A 16,377-nucleotide genomic window follows, 5' to 3' on the forward strand; every position below is an offset into this window, starting at 1 on the left:
CTTCACAGAAGGCTGCCTTGGTGTGATACCTGCCGATTTCAGTGCTCAGCTGACGGCTTGGCAGCCCGGCCATCGTAGATCCCAAGATAGAATCCGTAGAATCCGTAGACCCGTGGCTTTGCGCCCCAGCGTTTCCGCTGGTTTGCCTTGCAATCGGGCACATCTTGGAGCCCGAATTTCATAGCCTGGCACATTATCCAACAAGATTCGACAGGAGTCAATGAGATCCAATGCTAGATTGGCCTGTTGACATTTTCGTCAGAGGCGGAGCATAATCCATTGTAGAAAATGATTTTCTATAAGGTGTGATTTTGGTGGATTTGAAGGATATCCAACAGTTGCTACATGAGCATAAGTTTCGGCTAACTAAGGAACGAGAGGCCGTTTTGATGGCTTTTGTCGACGCAAGGCGCATGTTTACTCCTGCACAACTGCACGATTACGTGAAAGAGCGCTACGAGCGGGTTGGGCTCACCACTGTCTATCGTTTGTTGGAGGCGCTGACGAAGGTGGGCCTGGCAACTCCGTTCCTTATTGACGGAGAGATCTATTATACGTTTTGTCCCAACCAACATCATCATCATTTTGTCTGTCTGCAATGCCATCAAGTAAAGGAGTTGTTTCAGTGTAACGCGCAACAGGCGATGGATGTGGACCAAAAGATCGGAACGGTGGCGTATCACAAACTCGATTTCTTTGGCCGCTGTCGTTCATGCGAGGAGGAGAGACATTGATAGACTTATGGAATCCGCAACATCTGTCGCTCGCAATTGGACTGATCACGGCCTGCTTACTTGGCGTCATCCACGGAATCACTCCAGATGAGCATACCTGGCCCATTACGTTCAGCTATTCCATCGGTAGCTACAGCAGTAAAGGCGGCATGTTGGCGGGTTTATTCTTTTCTCTTGGCTTTACGCTGCAAAGGGCTATCGGTTCTGAATTATCATATTTTGCATTAGCTGGGTTCCTTATGCATGGATATGTCGAAAATATTGTCTATATCATCGTAGGACTTGTCATGGCGTGTTCTGGTTGGTATATTCTGATGCGCGGTCACTCGATCCACTTGATACCATGGGTCGACAAATGGCTACCACATGCGTCGCATGCCGGGGGGATGGATGCACCTGTCCCATTGCGTTTAGCGTTTGTTCATGGCGTGATCGCAGGATGGGGAACAGGGGCATTTGCGACCATTTTGTACACGGTGATCGCGCCGACCATGCCTTCTGCGTGGCTAGGGTTCGTGCCAGGTGTATTGTTTGGCATTGGTACGTTGCTCATGCAAATGACCATTGGTGCTCTTTTTGGATGGTGGCTCCAGCGTCGACAGATTTCAGCGGCCGGCAAAGCGTTCGTTGGTCGTTACGTGTCTGGCAATACGCTCTTTTATGGCGGACTTCTGTTTGTTGTCGCAGGGGGCTTGGCTCTTATCGTTCCTTCCCTAGCTGAATGGAGCATCAATACAGGTGTACATGTGCACAATTTAGATGCCATCAATTTGGGTCTGGTACTTGTTGTCGCTGTTGTCGGCGGAGTCGGAGGGGTATCGATGTGGCGAGCAATGCAAATGGTAACCGGAAAAGGTATGTAACGAGGGGGGAATGCAGACAAAACGGTGACATTAAGCTTCATAGTCACGCTTTTGGCTATGCATAAGGTGAAAATCCCGTGACAGCGCATACGGGAATACATATTTGAGGAGGTGTACGTTCGTTGCATGCGCTATTCCATGCAAACGCTGTAGACTATATCATTATTGCCCTGTACTTCGTTTTCGTGATTGGTGTGGGCTTCGTGTTGCGCAGCCGTGTTCGGACCGGTGAGGACTTCTTCCTTTCAGGTCGATCTATTCCGGCTTGGATCACCGGTTTGGCATTCCTCTCCGCGAACCTTGGTGCCCTTGAGATCATGGGCATGACTGCGAGTGGTGCCGAGTACGGTATGCTCACGACGCATTTTTACTGGATTGGTGCAATTCCAGCGATGCTGTTTCTCGGCATTTACATGATGCCGTTCTACTACGTTTCAAAGGTTCGTTCTGTACCTGAGTACTTGAAGTTGCGCTATAACGAAGCAACGAGAGCGGTCAATGCCATCGCGTTTGCGGTCATGACGGTTCTCACATCGGGTATCAGCTTGTACTCGATGGCGCTGATTTTCCAAATCCTCATCGGCTGGTCATTCACAACGAGTATTTTGATCTCGGCTGTCGTCGTCTTGGTTTACGTAGGCCTCGGCGGTCTCACGTCTTCGATCTTTAACGAAGTCGTTCAGTTTTTCTTAATTTGGGCTGGCCTCCTACCGATCCCGCTGATCGGTATGCACAGTCTCGGCGGCTGGAACGGAATGATGGCTCGTCTGCCACAAGGGTTCGGCCACCTTTGGCAAAATCTTGGCAACCCGTCACACAACCCAATGGGCATTGGCTGGCTCGGGGTGGTGCTTGGCCTTGGCTTCGTGCTTTCGTTCGGTTATTGGACGACAGACTTCTTAGTCGTGCAACGAACACTGGCGGCCAAGGATTTGCGGGCGGCGCAAAATACGCCTATCTATGCCGCATTTTTCAAGATGATTGTGCCGATTTTGGTGATTATTCCAGGCCTCATCGCATTGGCCATTTTCCCGAAAATCGGGCATTCGCCGAACATGAGTTATAACCTGGCACTGCCTTTACTCATTGCCAAGTATTATCCGCCAGGTATGCTCGGCCTAGGGCTTACGGCGATGCTCGCAAGCTTTATGAGCGGTATGGCCGGTAACGTCACAGCGTTTACAACCGTCTGGACCTATGACATTTATCAGGCGTATATTCGAAAGGACGCAAGTGACAAGCATTACGTCAATATGGGTCGCTGGGCGGTCGTCGTCGGTGTTATCATCAGCATTGGTACCGCGTATTTCGCAGCCGGTTTCCCAAGCGTCATGGACTATATGCAAACGTTGTTTTCGTTTTTCAATGCTCCGCTTTTTGGTACATTCCTGCTCGGTATGTTCTGGAAGCGGACGACGCCTTGGGGTGGCTTTTGGGGGCTCATTTGTGGTATTGCCAGCGCGTTTTTAATGTACTTTTTACTTCCAGCCAATATGTTCACGAGCCCAGATGCCGGGAACTTCTGGCGCGCTTGGTGGGCCTGGTTTATTACGGTTGCTGTCACGGTGTTGGTCAGTTTGTTCACGAAACGCCGTCCGCTCGAAGAACTTCAAGGGCTTGTGTATGGTCTGAGCAAACGACCGGACTACAGCGGCTATCCTTGGTATAAACGGCCTGGATATCTAGCCGGGATCGTCTTTGTCATCTTGGTTGGCTTGAACATCGCCTTCTGGTGATTGGATTGGAGATGATGCTATGCAAAGTCGTTGGCTTGACCTGCGCTTTCTCATAGGGATCTTGTTTACGGTTTACGGAATCGTCCTTGCCATCTACGGCGCGGTGTCTGATCCCCGGACGCCGAGCTTACACTGGAATATCGACTTGTGGTGGGGGCTCGTCAGCCTGGTGTTCGGGCTATTGTTCTTAATCGTTTCAATTGCCCGCCGGCCGAACGACGAAACTTAATATCAAGAAGAAGGCTGTCTTTCCTAAGGAGGAAAGGCAGCTTTCTTCGTTACGGAATTGATTCTCATGAGGAACTCTACGTAAGCGTATATCAGTGTTCCCGGGTGCCAAGTTGTCGTCACCTGTCGGATTTGGACGGTTCCATCTTATTGTGCTATCTTTTCGGATCAAAGGAGGTGTAGAACTTTAGGAAAGCGCTTTCGTTTTGTCCTGGATACTGGAGTTCGATGGTTTTGTGGCTTTACGTCACTTTCAGGGGGAGTCCGTGTGAACCGAAAACAGCGTACGTTAAAGCTGGGAACGCTCACGGCAACGATTGTGGCACTCTCAGCCGTGGCCACGCCTGCGGTCGTCAGTGCGGATACGACGACGGCCAGTGCGTCATCGACAGTTCATGTCACAGTCAATGCCGCTGCTGAACTTGGAACCGTGCCAAATACTGCACTTGGTGTAAATACGGCCGTTTGGGACGGGCATTTACTCGATGCAGCCATTCCATCACTGCTTCGTGGCATTGGGGTAACCATGTTGCGATATCCCGGAGGATCGACTTCAGATGAGTACAATTGGCAAACGAATACCGTAACTGGGGGGTATGCAGATCCCAACAACACCTTTGACAACTTCATGGGAGTGGCCCAAAAGGCAGGTGCGCAACCCATTATTACGGTCAACGCCGGCACGGGCACACCGAGTGAAGCTGCCGCATGGGTTCAAGATGCCAATGTCACGCACCACTACGACGTGAAGTATTGGGAAATTGGAAATGAGATGTATGGCAGCTGGGAAGCAGGGAATTTTGCGAATAACCCAGCTGGTTACGCAAAAGAAGCTGTATCCTTCATTCAGGCTATGAAAGCGGTTGATCCTTCTATTAAAATCGGCGTGGACCTCATCGCACCTGGTACTGGAGAAGCTGACTGGAATGCAACCGTGCTTAGCACCATGCACAGCCTTGGAGTGCTTCCGGACTTCGCCATTGTGCACTGGTATGCGCAAAACCCGGGAGGCGAGACTGACGCTGGGTTGCTCAGTTCGACGAATCAAATTTCGACGATGATGGATACCTTGAAGCAGCAATTGAGCTCCTATGGAACCATCCCGGTTTTTGTCACCGAAACGAATTCGGTTTCGTATAACCCTGGGCGCCAGAGTACAAGTCTGGTCAATGCGCTGTTCCTCGATGATGACATGGCAGACTGGCTTGAGTCCGGAGCGCAAAACGTCGACTGGTGGGATTTGCATAATGGCATTGTTACACAACAGGCCGGTGCAAATGTCGATCCGAATCTGTATGGGCAGTATAACTACGGAGACTATGGACTTTTGTCCAATGGCTCGAGTGACAATGGCATTTCAGAGCCGGCTGCCAATACACCGTTCCCAACGTATTATGGGTACCAAATGCTTGCAGCCGTCATGGTGCCAGGAGCGACGATGATCGGTGCCGGATCGAACAATGATCTGGTGGCCGTGCATGCGACCAAGTTGCCCAATGGTGCTGTCGACGTCATGTTGATCAACAAAGATCCGAAGCAAGCGTATACCGTCGATTTGCAAGCTGAAGGATTTGCAGCTAAGGGTCCTGCGTTCACGTTATTCTATGGGCAAGGCAGTAACGCGGTGACGCCGGGCAAATTGGATAACCTGCAGAATGTGACGCTACCCCCCTATTCGGTGACGGATATCATCATACCGTCGGTGCCCGGGCATCAGCCACAAGGGCCACAGTTTACTGATAAGACGACGTTATCCACCCTTCAGGTGAAGCCCAGTGCCAACGAGACTTTGACCACGACGTTTACCGACACGCGTGGTGCGGTCAAAGATGGTACACTCGACGTGGAAATCTACAATCCAGCAGGGCAATTGGTTGGGCAACAAGTGCAGTCTGGCGTGACGTTTACGCCCGGGCAATCGTCTCAACCGCTCACCTGGAACTGGACGGCGCCCGATTCTCCTGGGACGTATACCGTGAAGGCGTTCGTCTTCAGCCAAGACGGAACAAGCGTGTATGCGGCAGACCCGAGTGCAGCCACGTTCACGGTCACACAGCCGGATCCGCCCACCATTTCGGCCACCGTTCAGCTGTCCGCAACTACGGTCAAAGTGGGCACCCCTGTGACCATCACGACGACTTACACGGAAACGGCGCCCACAGGGTACCTGAACAACGGGTTGCTTGTACAGTATGCCGTGTACAATAACTGGACATCATCGCAACAGTCCAATCCAACTGCGACATTGACTCCTGGGCAATCGGTGACCGAGACCTGGACCTTTACGCCAGAGCAGGCCGGAACCTACACGTTCCCTGAAGGCATTTTTACCAGTGGATGGACACAATTGCAGTGGATCAATCAGAACGTGACCTTGACTGTGACAAACTGAGACAGGTCAACGTCCATCCTTCTCCGCCCGTGAGGGCGGATTTGTTTTTTGCACTGAATCTGTTCCTCATTTCGTTTATGATGGAGGGGGAGCGCGAGTTATTCACGATAGGAGTGGTCACATGTCAACAAACCTGCGCGTTACAGTATGGAACGAGTTCCGCCATGAAAAACAGGAACCCAAAATCGCAGAAATCTACCCGGATGGCATTCATGGCGCTATTGCGAAAGCCCTTACAGAGGCCGGGCACGACGTGCGCACGGCTACTCTGGACGAGCCCGAGCATGGTCTCACAGAAACGGTGCTCAATAGCACCGATGTTCTCGTCTGGTGGGGACATATGGCGCACCACGAGGTGGCCGACGAAGTGGTGAACCGCGTCGTGTCAAGAGTACAGGCGGGCATGGGGCTCATTGTCCTTCATTCAGGCCACTTCTCGAAGGTGTTTCAAAAATTGATGGGCACGTCTTGCAACTTGCGCTGGCGCGAAGAGGACGAGAAGGAGCGTTTGTGGGTTGTCGACCCAACGCATCCAATTGCAGCAGGATTATCGCCTTACTTCGAGCTTCCGCAAGAGGAGACATATGGCGAGCACTTTGATATTCCGGTACCAGACGAGGTGGTATTCGTCTCCTGGTTCTCTGGCGGAGACGTGTTCCGCAGTGGCTGCACATTTCGTCGAGGACTAGGCAAAATTTTTTATTTCCGACCGGGGCATGAAACCTATCCGACATATCACGATCCGAACGTTGTTCGTGTCATTCAAAACGCCGTCTTATGGGCCCGTCCAGCAGCGGGGCCACGGCCCACTTACGGGCATGCGCCAAGTCTGGAGCAGGCGTGAAATGTTTGGACCCTGGGATGTAGGTTGTGTTCCACATGTAAAGATGGCATTTTTGCAATCCTGCTATCCAGTCGGTTAAACGCCTACATACGGAAGGTTACGGGGCGGCATCTGCCGCCCCTCGCCTAGGGTTATGCTTCTGTGGCATCAATGGCTTCGATTGTGCGGCGGCTCACTTCGTCGAGACGATGCAGTTCTTCTTGGTTCAGTTGAATATCAACAGCGCGCACGTTCTCCTTCAAGTGTCGAATATTTTGCGTGCCAACGATAGCCGATGTCACGCCCGATTGATGCAATAACCAAGCGATGGCGATTTCAGCCGGACTAACACCGTGCGCGTCGGCAATCTCCTTTACAAGAAGGACCAATTCCTGTTCTTTTTCCATATGTTCGGGTTTGAACAGGCGACGTCCTTGCCGGAAGTCCGTCTCCTTCAATGTCACGCCGCCAATATGGTAGGCACCGGTGAGAATACCTTTGGCAACCGAACTGTACGTGAGGATACCGATACCGTGGTCGCGGCAATACGGCAACACCTCTTGTTCGATTCGCCTGTCTAACAAGCTGTATTCCGGTTGAATTGCATCCACCTGAACCACGGTCATCGCTTGCTCCAACTGTTCCTTCCAGAAGTTCGAGACGGCAACAGACTTAATTACCCCCTCCTCGCGTAACTGGCGGAACGTCTCCATGGTCTCTGTGAGAGGGATTTCAGGGTTCGGCCAGTGCACATAGTAAATGTCCACGTAATCTGTTCGGAGGCGTTTCAAACTTTGTTCGATCGAGCGCAGAATATCGTCGCGCTTCAGGTGATTGGGCGAGACTTTGGTCGCGATCACGCAATCTTGGCGCTTGCCTTCGAGCGCAAAACCAACAATTTCCTCCGAATGGCCTTGCCCGTATCCTTCCGCTGTATCGAATGAATTAATGCCGAGCTCGAAAGCCGTCTGAATCGCTTGGATATTCACTTCATCACTTTCTTTTTCCCACTGTCCGCCACCAAGCTCCCAGCAGCCAAACGTGATTTGGGAAACGCTTACACCGTTTTGTAGCGCACTGTATTTCACATTCCAACATCCTTTCAGAAGAAGATATGTATGTAAAGTATGATACACGTTTTTGCGTCGACGTGTTTACCCCCATATCCGTAGAGAACATTTCGCATGATTTATGGTAGGCAGGCGATTGCAGACTTTAGGTTTATAGCGATTTTCAAGAAAGCTTTTCTATGATGTCTACGTATTCATCAGATTAGGAAAAGGAGATTTTGGGCCATGCACTCGAAACGTCGAATTATTGTACAGTCAGGGCTGGCAGTCGGCGCGGCGGCTGCATGCTTATTGGGTGTCGATCACGTCCATCGCTCTATGCAGACACAAGCCAAGCTCACGTATGACAATACGCGGTATTCCACTCGCACCAGTCAGAACAGTTCTGTCGGTAACATGTCATTACCAGCGAATACACAAGGCTCGGCAAATTGGAGTGGATATATCGCGTCCCCAAACGGAGCAAACGGTTATACAAGCGTAACCGGCAATTGGGTCGTGCCAACCATTTCGGGTGCGGACAATTCCATGGCGGCTCAGTGGATTGGTTTGGGGGGCGTGGAAAACCAGGATTTACTCCAAATTGGCACAACGGAACAAATGGTCAATGGGCAGCAAGAGGTGGATGTGTTTTGGGAGAAATTACCTGCTTCTGCTAATTCCGTCATGACCATTCCTGTCGGCTCCTCCGTTGCGGCGACCATTGATAAGGGTAACGGCTCGACTTGGAACTTGTCCATCCGTGTGACTACGCCATCTGGGCAAACGGAGAGTAAAAGTATAACCGTCTCCCTCAGCAACCGGTATGCGGCGAATATCGGTACGTCTGCGGAATGGATTAGCGAAGACCCGTCCACTGAACAAGGTGATCTGTATCCGCTGGCCAATGCGGGAACTGTTCAATTCACGAATGCGACGGTCGATGGGCAACCCATCACAGCTTCCGGAAACACCGTCCAGTCTGTTGCCATGGTTGACAATGCAGGCGACATTCTCATCAGCCCCTCCAGTCTCGGCACGGATGGAGAGTCCTTCTCGACGACCACTTTGGGTACGACATCAAGCGGTGCAGGCGATGGACTGCCGGGTGATGGTGGTGGCTTTGGCGACGGGTGGTCGCAAGGATGGAGCCACTGGCCTGTATCTTCATACGGCGGTGGTCATCACCGAGATGTATCCAGTTGGAGCGGATGGATGCCTGGCGGCAGTTGGTCAATTAGCATCCCGACAAGCGCAGGTAACGGGAGCGGCTACACCATTCAGTTTTCCTGGGGATGGCAATAATACTCCAACCATCATCATGAACGATAAAAAGCTACCCAACTGTGCTCTGGGTAGCTTTTTTAGAATGTAACGTTTGTCAATCCGCCGTTTGCCTTCCATTCATGTCAAAGAAGGTTGCGATGGTGCCGGCGATGATGAGTACGATGCCGGACGGAATGTAGGAAAAACTGGCGAATATAAAGCCGATCACGGCGCATGCATACATGCCGATTCCTGCGGCTTTTGGGCGCGTTTTCGACAGAACCGAAAGCACCATCGCGATGATGGAGATGGCTATAGCACCGTAACCGCGCCAGCCAAAATCGGGTGTATATCCTTGTTTCGACAGCATGTCGAGCAATGTCTCAATGACGCCAATGAGACCTGCAATCAATCCGAGCATGAACGTGACCAACACAGATTCCTCTTTTCCGCAATGTCAACCCAGTGAGATCCCGGCCGCACACTGCATGTCATGGTTCTCATCGAAATCATGACACAAAAAAAGCCCATGTCGCAACATGGGCTCGAAATCTGTGATTAATATTTCACAACGTTTGCCGCTTGTGGGCCCTTCGGACCTTCCACAATGTCAAACGTAACACGTTGTCCTTCGTCCAGCGTCTTAAACCCGGAACCTTGGATGGCGCTGAAGTGAACAAACACATCGTCGCCGCCTTCAACTTGAATAAATCCAAAGCCTTTTTCCGAGTTGAACCACTTAACAATACCTTCTTGCATCCTAATTCCTCCATGGTGCTTCCATCAGCACTTACCAAATTCATTTGCATTGAGAAAGCCGTTCTTCCGACCCATTGAGGCCAGAATGAACGGCTCATGCATCTCTCATATCGTATGCAAATGGGTATTGATCAGTATTATACACGTGATCGCACAGATGTCAATCGTCAATGCGACTGTGTCTTGCAGTGACCGTGTGTATGTCTGGATGGCATTGCCCAAACGGTGAACGATTGCCGGGATGAAGCTTGGTCCGCGGTCGACAATATGGGGAGCGGACATGATGCCCGCAGCCTACAGGCAGGGGGGAGAGCGCGATGATGGTCGATGTGAAATGCAGTGTCTCGAATTGTTACTTTTGGAAAGCCAACAATGATTGTGCTGCACCTGGCATTATGGTGACGGTGGACAATCAAAGCCGCGCAAACTTCCGCGAGGAGATTGCGAGCGAAATCGCTGTCGACACCAAGCGCACAGACTGGGCTCAATCTTCTATGCAGACGTGCTGTCATACGTTCCGGCCGAAATCGCAAAACAATGCGTCGAAGTGAGGAGGCAGCTTATGCACGTCTCGGATAGCGAACTGACGCAGCTCATGGCGAATGCACAGGTTATCGCCGCGGTCGGGCTGACCTCCAATCCGCAAACCGATCCGTACCGTGTTGCGTCTTATCAACAGTCGCAAGGGTATCGCGTCATTGCGGTCAATCGGGAAGGCGAAACGGTGCTCGGACACCCTTCGGTACAACATGTGCATGACATTCAAGAGCCTGTCGACATCGTCGAGGTCGCGGGCAACTCGCGCCACGTGGCAGACGTCGTCCAAGACGCCATACGAGCCAATGCCAAGGTCCTCTGGCTAGATAAGGGAGTATACGATCCAGCCGCCATTGCGCAAGCCGAGCAGGCCGGCCTCAAAGTTGTTTCGAACAAGCGCTTTGACGTGGAACACCGTCGCTTGCTGGCACATAAGCAAATGTGATGCAATCTGCCTCGAGCGATGTTCTTTCGCTATAATGAGAAATATGTCACGGCACCCCTCGCACTGGCGGGGGGATTGTCTGTTTGGAGGGTTTCGGTGAATCGCTGGAGGCAACTGCCGGATCGCCTTGTTCGCAATATTGGTGCTTGGCGCATCGGATACATGATGTGCTTTGCTGTCTATGCGACGATTGCCAATCTGGATACGAGCCCAAACGCAGCATGGGTGGCCTGGGGGTATATCCTGCTAAGTGTCTTTGCTTTGATCGTCGTCTTACCGCACATTCGCCGTGTGTTGTTTCGTACATGGGATCCGTTGCGATCGCGCATGTACGTGGGCAAGCCTGTCGCTTTATTGAAATGGCGGCTTTATCTTTACATATTGACGCCTATCGCTTTCATCGCGTTGTTAGAACTGTTCAGTATCTTGGAGAGCCTGTTTTTACAGTTTACGCAGACCAACGTGTCAACAAAAGCTGGTGTCATGGACTACGTCATTGCCCTCTTGGCCGGATTAGAAGAACTGTGGCGTTGGAGCATGATTGGCACGGTCGTCATCGTCTGCCGCTGGCTAACAGGAGATAGCTGGCGGCATGGGCGTGTGCGTGCCGCCGCGTTTACGCTGGCCGTCATCTTAAGTTCTTTGGCATTTGGCGCCGGGCACATTCTCGAATTTTCGCACAGTCGGTTGCAGGCTTGGTATTTGTTTAGTGGGCTTGGCCTGCTTTTGGCGTTGATGGCAGTCGTCACCGGACGCATCCTGTTAGTCATCGCCGTACATAGTGGATATGATCTTTGGATTACATGGGTGTCCTCGACTTCGGCTCCGACTGAGCTGTGGGCACTGCTGATGTACGGGGTGCTCGTCCTATGGATTGCCGTTGTGGCAACACGGCGGCATTTCGGTTTTCGACCGCCTGCACAGGCCTTAGAATCTGTCGTTCTATCCGACTTACCGGCTGATTGGTCCGAGCTGTTTGCGATTGAACGGCATGCCTTAAATCGGGTGTTTGCCAACCGGGCGATGGTTCATATCCGGCATATCGGTGCGACCGCGTTGCCCTTTGGCACGGCAAACGGCGTGATCGACATCTTGGTTGAACTGTCTCGCCCACGTGTAACCCCGGAAGAACATGCACAATTGGAGCGTTTGGGGTATCAGTTTTGCGGGAATGCAGGGATCAAAGGTCGACTGTATTGGATCAAGAATGACGAAGTCAGATGCCACTTGCAGATTGTGAAAGCGGGCGGCCGGTTGGCAAAAACTGCGGTGGACTTCACAAACTTGCTTAGGAGCCGCGATGACTTGCTACAGGAATACAGCTTCGTCAAGCGACAGTTGGTCGCACAAGGATTCGCTGATTGGGCCTCCTATACCGAGGCCAAACGTCCAGCTGTGGAAGACTTGCTCCGCCGTCTTCGCTATCGTCGCACGAACTGACGAACGAAGACGGCTTGTCGTGAAGTTACATCGTCAGCATCCACTCGAAGATAGCGTCGTTCATGCCTGGCAGCCACTCGTGCTGAAAGTCCGGGTACACCACCATTCGTTTGGGGCTACGAATGCGGTTATACGCGGCAAACTGTGTCGAGGGTGGGCAAACTTTGTCCATCAAGCCGATACCCCACAGTACCTCAGCATTAATGCGGTCCGCTAGATGCTGAATATCGATATAACCCAACTTTTCAAATATGAGATCGCGATTGGCGTGTAGCGGATCGCGGTTGCGAAAGTATTGGATGAGCTCTTCGTGTACGCCGCCAAAGTCCATCTCCCATACGCGAAGATAATCGCTTAGGAAAGGATAGACGGGGGCGGCACGCCGTATCCGCGGTTCCAATGCAGCACAGGCTACGGTTAAAGCGCCGCCTTGTGACCAGCCAGTGACGGCGACTAAATTCGGGTCGACCTCGGGCAGGTTCATCACGATGTTGGCCAGTTGTGCTGTGTCGAGGAAAACTTGGCGAAAGTACAGATTGTCGGGATGGTCGTCTAGGCCGCGAACGACGTGGCCACTGCTGGTCATGCCGCGGACAGGGTGCGTGTCTTGCGAATGCCCGCCTTGCCCGCGACAATTCATGGCAACGACCGTGAAACCGTGTGACGCATAGGCCATCTTGTCCAACCAATCGCCTGCGTGCCCTTTGTAGCCGTGAAATTGCAGAATGGCCGGGTGCGGTGTTGTTGCGTGGCGCGGGCGGGCATACAGGGCATGAATGCGGGCGCCCTTGACGCCAGTAAAGTAAAGGTCAAAACACTCGACCTGTGATGTCGAGAATGAATTGGGTACAATCTCGAGCTTGGCATCGACCTCCTTCATTTCCGCAAGTCCCCGTTCCCAATACGCGTCGAAGTCGCTTGGTCGTGGATTGCGCCCTCGATAGTTCAGCAATTCTTCATACGGAAGGTCAATCATTGGCATGTGCATCGTCTCCCAGCGCAGAGGTGTGGTTGTCAAGGAACTTGTAGGAAACTGTAGCACATGGGCAATCGGTGAAATGGTACATTCGTGGCTATTTTATATGATTGGTTTGCTGCCGCTGCTCGGCCTCGGGATTTGGCGGAGTCACGTCGACTTTGTCTTCGCGATCAGACTTCGGTAAGACACTGAGGCTCCCCGTGGGCTCCAGGATGGCGTATTCCACCTTGCGGTAGTCAAAATAGCCTTGTTCTCGCAACATCTGCTGCAGGAGATCAAGATCAATTTTGCTTCTCTTCATGTGTTTAAGGATGTACTGCCCACGGTGCACAAGTATGATCGGTTCGCCTGTCGCGATCTTGCGAAAGCGTCTACTTTTCAGCGACAAATACGCCGCAGCTATGGTGACCGCTGAGAAGAAAAAAAGTTGAACGGCACCCGTGATCAAAGGTTGCCAGCCACCAGCCGTGATCATGTTTGCTGCGATGTTGCCCATACACGCTCCGGCGACCCAATTGAAGTATGTAGCTTGACTGATCTGCGTTTCACCGATCCACCGTACGAGCATGAGTAAGATTACAAATGTGAATGTCGTTGCTGCAATGGTCATCAGCCAATGTACGTTCATCAGATGTCAACACCCAACCTCACCTGCACATATCACGATCTTGTTCCATCGATGATAAAATTATCCGGGTCCCCTTGCCCATGTTGGCTCGACAGAATAGTATGGAGTTGCAGATTGCGCAGGAGGAGGCGTGAATATGGGCAAACGCTACTATTACGTCCACTCTTCCGACTCGCGCCAGGACAACATGAACCTTGAAGGCTTCGACATTCCGATCAACGAGGGGGATGCCCGGCGTATCGCTCGCCTCGTCAACATGTACGAAGAGAACATCCTCTCGCAGATCGATGAAGAGTATGTCAGCAAGACCCGATGGGCGGACAAGCTGGCGGATCGCATTGCATCGTTTGGCGGTAGTTGGACATTTCTTATGATTTTTGGTGGCATCCTGGCGGCATGGATGGTGTGGAACACCATTCCGTATACGGCACGGTATCATTTTGATAAGCCGCCTTTCATTTTGCTGAACCTGTGTCTTTCGTTTATTGCTGCATTTCAAGCGCCCATCATCATGATGAGCCAAAACCGGCAAGCTGCGAGGGATAAACATGAATCGATTATCGACTTTGCCATCAACTACAAAGCCGAGCAAGAAATCGACGACATGCAAAGTCATCTTCATCGCATAGAGGGAAAGCTGAATCAATTGGAACGGCTTTTACGCAGCTTGGAACAGCTCGAACGTCTTCGCCATGATGATCTTCAGGACGGAAAAACGCGCGAATAAAAAGGAAATCCACCCGAATTATCGAACAATTCCGTTGTCGATTGATCATTTGTATCGAGGGCGGGTGGTTTCTGTTGGTTCAAAATCCCGAGTCAGGATGGCCGAATTCTATCCAGTTGGAACTCCATGACGCCATGACGATTCTCGATCCGCTCATGGAAGACTTTGAACAATGGCCGGATGCTGTGGACGCGCTTACGACCGATATTCTGCGCTTAGGGCATTTATGCACAAGTTTGCGAGACGCATTTAATTCTATTGCCGATGCATCTTTGGCGATGCGGCGGATTGCGTTGACGCTCAGCGTCGAGGCGACACGCACTCAGTCAGAGCTACACGGCGTTGAGGCGATTGTGGGGGACTTGTGGAAATGGTCGGAGCGGATGGCGGGGGCGTCGAAATCGTTTGTGGGAACTGCTGCGAAAGTCCAACAGGTTGTACGTGGTTTGGAACGGGGCGCCCATGAAGTACATGAGCAGGTGTCAGCAGGGAAGGAGAGGTTAGGTGAGGTGTCAGCCGCACTGGAGAGGTTGCAGCGGGCGGTGGAAACGGGGGGATGTGATGCGTAACAGGGTTTGAACAATTGTGAAGTTCGTAGTATAGTAGATGCATGATGCGCCGGGGTGGCGGAATTGGCAGACGCAGCAGACTTAAAATCTGCCGGGGGTATCCCCGTACCGGTTCGAGTCCGGTTCTCGGCACCAATTGAAAAGACGGGAATGGCGCGGGTTCTCATGGCGATGGGAATACCGCGCTCTTTCATTTCCATGAGTCTTTCAGTCATGGTTCTTTGAAACTGGTCTTATTGTTTCGGCCGTTCACGGCACAATGTACGTTCCGGCTATGTTTGGGAACTTCCCAATCCTGAAAATGCTCCGCCAACTCCCGCAAACCGTCTACCAGTTCGGCCCCATACACGGGCAGTCCATGGCCCGTGATGAGCGCTTGTGGCTCTAATGCTGCAATGGTTTGTACAGATTGCCGCGCACGTTCCCAATCCGTTGTGAAATAGGCCGGTGGCCCGTGAAGCTCCCGTTTTTGCGTGAACACATCATACAGTGATTCTTGCTGCACAGTTGTGATGGCGTCTCCGGCAATCAGTGTTCGATCCCGCTCGCGAAACAGGGAAATGTGTCCTGGTGTATGCCCGGGGGTATGGATCCAACGCCATTCAGGCATACCCGGAACCGAACCGTCTTCGGGAAGCGCCTGCACGTGGTCTTCGAGATCAATGCCTTGGTTGGGGAATGTCGGCGAAAGTTTGGCAATCAGGCCACTTGCCGCTCCCGGATCAGCAGGGGGATAATCGGCCCTACCCTGTAGAAAGGGCAGTTCGTCCTGGTGGGCGTATACAGGCATACCCCAATGTTCAATGAGTTCGAGAATAGATCCCACGTGATCGAAATGGCCATGTGTTAAGATGAGCGCATTTGGCTGCGCATGGGATCCGAAGTGGCGTTCGGCCAAGTCGATAATCTCCTGGGCGGCGTTGGGAACGCCAGCATCAATGAGAGTGAATTGTCCTGTATCGCGCCCGCTATCGACGTAGATTACGTTGACGATTTGGGTGGTTAAAAAAAGGACATCATTCACCACCTGCATGGGGTGTCCGCTGACAAGCGAAGTTAAAGGAATCCACTTGTGTTCGAAATCGTTGCGCATCATTCTCACATCCCAGTTCAAAGTGCGATCGAACATCTAGGATGGCCTTCAAGGTGAAATCTAGTCGTTGAAGCAATCACAATTTTTTGCGTTGACACCTGGCACGACA

18 protein-coding genes, 1 tRNA gene and 1 riboswitch are annotated in these 16,377 nt (G+C 52.0%); of the genes, 13 read left to right on the forward strand and 6 right to left on the reverse strand.

Going from position 1 to position 16,377, the window contains the following annotated elements; genetic code table 11:
- Positions 1–56: 56 nt before the first annotated feature.
- A riboswitch (cyclic di-GMP riboswitch) is annotated at positions 57–157 on the reverse strand.
- Positions 158–314: 157 nt separating this feature from the next.
- From QMF38_RS07785 to QMF38_RS07810, 6 genes are all read left to right on the forward strand, one after another.
- On the forward strand, positions 315–734 hold the full coding sequence (locus QMF38_RS07785) for a Fur family transcriptional regulator (RefSeq protein ID WP_058093724.1): 420 nt from the start codon (positions 315–317) through the stop codon (positions 732–734).
- Positions 731–1,597: a hypothetical protein gene (locus QMF38_RS07790; protein ID WP_281759104.1), complete on the forward strand. Its 867-nt coding sequence runs from the start codon at positions 731–733 to the stop codon at positions 1,595–1,597. The genes QMF38_RS07785 and QMF38_RS07790 overlap by 4 nt, the downstream gene beginning before the upstream one ends.
- Before the next feature lie 122 nt (positions 1,598–1,719).
- A complete protein-coding gene (locus QMF38_RS07795) occupies positions 1,720–3,333 on the forward strand; it encodes a sodium:solute symporter family protein (protein WP_006448016.1) in 1,614 nt (537 codons plus the stop codon).
- Positions 3,334–3,352: 19 nt separating this feature from the next.
- The gene (locus QMF38_RS07800) at positions 3,353–3,562 is read left to right on the forward strand and encodes a hypothetical protein (RefSeq protein ID WP_006448015.1); all 210 of its coding nucleotides are present in this window, start codon (positions 3,353–3,355) and stop codon (positions 3,560–3,562) included.
- A 267-nt stretch (positions 3,563–3,829) separates the two neighbouring features.
- Complete coding sequence (locus QMF38_RS07805; protein WP_281759105.1) at positions 3,830–5,953, forward strand: hypothetical protein; 2,124 nt, start codon at positions 3,830–3,832, stop codon at positions 5,951–5,953.
- A 121-nt stretch (positions 5,954–6,074) separates the two neighbouring features.
- Positions 6,075–6,797 (forward strand): ThuA domain-containing protein, encoded by a 723-nt coding sequence (locus QMF38_RS07810; RefSeq protein ID WP_281759106.1) that lies wholly within the window; start codon positions 6,075–6,077, stop codon positions 6,795–6,797.
- A 131-nt stretch (positions 6,798–6,928) separates the two neighbouring features.
- Here QMF38_RS07810 and QMF38_RS07815 read toward each other — a convergent pair whose 3' ends face one another.
- Complete coding sequence (locus QMF38_RS07815) at positions 6,929–7,864, reverse strand: aldo/keto reductase (protein WP_281759107.1); 936 nt, start codon at positions 7,862–7,864, stop codon at positions 6,929–6,931.
- Positions 7,865–8,071: 207 nt separating this feature from the next.
- Between QMF38_RS07815 and QMF38_RS07820 the strand changes: the two genes are divergently transcribed.
- Positions 8,072–9,130: a G1 family glutamic endopeptidase gene (locus tag QMF38_RS07820; RefSeq protein ID WP_281759108.1), complete on the forward strand. Its 1,059-nt coding sequence runs from the start codon at positions 8,072–8,074 to the stop codon at positions 9,128–9,130.
- Positions 9,131–9,206: 76 nt separating this feature from the next.
- Here QMF38_RS07820 and QMF38_RS07825 read toward each other — a convergent pair whose 3' ends face one another.
- Together QMF38_RS07825 and QMF38_RS07830 are read right to left on the reverse strand one after the other, a co-directional pair.
- Positions 9,207–9,524, reverse strand: coding sequence for a hypothetical protein (locus QMF38_RS07825; protein WP_006448010.1), 318 nt, complete (start codon positions 9,522–9,524; stop codon positions 9,207–9,209).
- Positions 9,525–9,649: 125 nt separating this feature from the next.
- Positions 9,650–9,850: a cold-shock protein gene (locus QMF38_RS07830; protein WP_006448009.1), complete on the reverse strand. Its 201-nt coding sequence runs from the start codon at positions 9,848–9,850 to the stop codon at positions 9,650–9,652.
- Positions 9,851–10,167: 317 nt separating this feature from the next.
- Here QMF38_RS07830 and QMF38_RS07835 point away from each other — a divergent pair, with 317 nt between their 5' ends.
- The 3 genes from QMF38_RS07835 (at position 10,168) to QMF38_RS07845 (ending at position 12,272) form a co-directional block, all read left to right on the forward strand.
- Positions 10,168–10,401, forward strand: coding sequence for a DUF1540 domain-containing protein (locus QMF38_RS07835; RefSeq protein ID WP_232302107.1), 234 nt, complete (start codon positions 10,168–10,170; stop codon positions 10,399–10,401).
- A gap of 11 nt (positions 10,402–10,412) precedes the next feature.
- Positions 10,413–10,832: a CoA-binding protein gene (locus QMF38_RS07840; RefSeq protein WP_281759109.1), complete on the forward strand. Its 420-nt coding sequence runs from the start codon at positions 10,413–10,415 to the stop codon at positions 10,830–10,832.
- A 96-nt stretch (positions 10,833–10,928) separates the two neighbouring features.
- Complete coding sequence (locus tag QMF38_RS07845; protein ID WP_281759110.1) at positions 10,929–12,272, forward strand: GrpB family protein; 1,344 nt, start codon at positions 10,929–10,931, stop codon at positions 12,270–12,272.
- Positions 12,273–12,297: 25 nt separating this feature from the next.
- Here the strand turns inward: QMF38_RS07845 and QMF38_RS07850 are convergent, their stop codons facing one another.
- Both QMF38_RS07850 and QMF38_RS07855 read right to left on the reverse strand, forming a co-directional pair.
- Positions 12,298–13,254, reverse strand: coding sequence for an acetylxylan esterase (locus QMF38_RS07850; RefSeq protein WP_281759111.1), 957 nt, complete (start codon positions 13,252–13,254; stop codon positions 12,298–12,300).
- A gap of 91 nt (positions 13,255–13,345) precedes the next feature.
- Complete coding sequence (locus tag QMF38_RS07855) at positions 13,346–13,879, reverse strand: DUF421 domain-containing protein (RefSeq protein ID WP_058093715.1); 534 nt, start codon at positions 13,877–13,879, stop codon at positions 13,346–13,348.
- Between the two features lie 136 nt (positions 13,880–14,015).
- On the opposite strand from QMF38_RS07855, the gene QMF38_RS07860 reads away from it, so the two are divergent.
- From QMF38_RS07860 to QMF38_RS07870, 3 genes are all read left to right on the forward strand, one after another.
- A complete protein-coding gene (locus QMF38_RS07860) occupies positions 14,016–14,606 on the forward strand; it encodes a DUF1003 domain-containing protein (RefSeq protein ID WP_006448003.1) in 591 nt (196 codons plus the stop codon).
- Positions 14,607–14,680: 74 nt separating this feature from the next.
- Positions 14,681–15,175, forward strand: a complete 495-nt coding sequence (locus QMF38_RS07865) for a hypothetical protein (RefSeq protein ID WP_281759112.1) — start codon at positions 14,681–14,683, stop codon at positions 15,173–15,175.
- 48 nt (positions 15,176–15,223) lie between these two features.
- Positions 15,224–15,310 (forward strand) — tRNA-Leu (locus tag QMF38_RS07870).
- 76 nt (positions 15,311–15,386) lie between these two features.
- Here the strand turns inward: QMF38_RS07870 and QMF38_RS07875 are convergent.
- Positions 15,387–16,271: an MBL fold metallo-hydrolase gene (locus tag QMF38_RS07875; RefSeq protein ID WP_390854292.1), complete on the reverse strand. Its 885-nt coding sequence runs from the start codon at positions 16,269–16,271 to the stop codon at positions 15,387–15,389.
- Positions 16,272–16,377: the final 106 nt, after the last annotated feature.

The sequence above is a fragment of the Alicyclobacillus hesperidum subsp. aegles genome, from assembly GCF_027923525.1.
Lineage (GTDB): Bacteria > Bacillota > Bacilli > Alicyclobacillales > Alicyclobacillaceae > Alicyclobacillus > Alicyclobacillus aegles.

What these genes read in the sequence shown, in the direction of transcription:
- QMF38_RS07800 (WP_006448015.1), top strand. Translation starts at nt 3,353, where the DNA reads ATGCAAAGTCGTTGGCTTGACCTGCGCTTTCTCATAGGGATCTTGTTT.
- QMF38_RS07810 (WP_281759106.1), top strand. Translation starts at nt 6,075, where the DNA reads ATGTCAACAAACCTGCGCGTTACAGTATGGAACGAGTTCCGCCATGAA.
- QMF38_RS07820 (WP_281759108.1), top strand. Translation starts at nt 8,072, where the DNA reads ATGCACTCGAAACGTCGAATTATTGTACAGTCAGGGCTGGCAGTCGGC.
- QMF38_RS07830 (WP_006448009.1), bottom strand. Translation starts at nt 9,850, where the DNA reads ATGCAAGAAGGTATTGTTAAGTGGTTCAACTCGGAAAAAGGCTTTGGA.
- QMF38_RS07835 (WP_232302107.1), top strand. Translation starts at nt 10,168, where the DNA reads ATGATGGTCGATGTGAAATGCAGTGTCTCGAATTGTTACTTTTGGAAA.
- QMF38_RS07840 (WP_281759109.1), top strand. Translation starts at nt 10,413, where the DNA reads ATGCACGTCTCGGATAGCGAACTGACGCAGCTCATGGCGAATGCACAG.
- QMF38_RS07850 (WP_281759111.1), bottom strand. Translation starts at nt 13,254, where the DNA reads ATGCCAATGATTGACCTTCCGTATGAAGAATTGCTGAACTATCGAGGG.
- QMF38_RS07855 (WP_058093715.1), bottom strand. Translation starts at nt 13,879, where the DNA reads ATGAACGTACATTGGCTGATGACCATTGCAGCAACGACATTCACATTT.
- QMF38_RS07860 (WP_006448003.1), top strand. Translation starts at nt 14,016, where the DNA reads ATGGGCAAACGCTACTATTACGTCCACTCTTCCGACTCGCGCCAGGAC.
- QMF38_RS07875 (WP_390854292.1), bottom strand. Translation starts at nt 16,271, where the DNA reads ATGATGCGCAACGATTTCGAACACAAGTGGATTCCTTTAACTTCGCTT.